Source organism: Pseudomonas sp. SIMBA_041 (genome assembly GCF_046535095.1).
GTDB lineage: Bacteria > Pseudomonadota > Gammaproteobacteria > Pseudomonadales > Pseudomonadaceae > Aquipseudomonas > Aquipseudomonas mucoides.
This window is the reverse complement of record NZ_JAWRXJ010000194.1, coordinates 1-282: the sequence shown is the minus strand read 5'-3', so window position 1 is coordinate 282 and position 282 is coordinate 1. Positions and strand designations below refer to the sequence as shown.

General features: G+C 61.3%; 1 pseudogene. It reads left to right on the top strand.

Annotated features, from left to right (window positions below):
* Positions 1 to 282, top strand: a pseudogene (locus SB725_RS30810) (magnesium/cobalt efflux protein); the annotation flags it as partial.

Sequence of the window (282 nt, the reverse complement as noted above, 5' to 3'; positions counted from 1 at the left end):
ATGAGCGAAGATCGATCGAGCAACGGGCAAAAGTCCTGGTTGGGTAAACTGACCCAGGCTTTTGCCCATGAGCCGAAAAACCGCCAGGAGCTCCTAGAGCTGCTGCGCGAAGCCCATCAGAACAAGCTGCTCGACAGCGAAGCGCTGACCATCGTCGAAGGCGCCATCCAGGTCGCTGACCTGCAGGTGCGCGACATCATGGTGCCGCGCTCGCAAATGATCAGCATCAAGGCCAGCCAGTCGCCTCGCGAGTTCCTGCCGGCGGTGATCGACGCCGCGCAC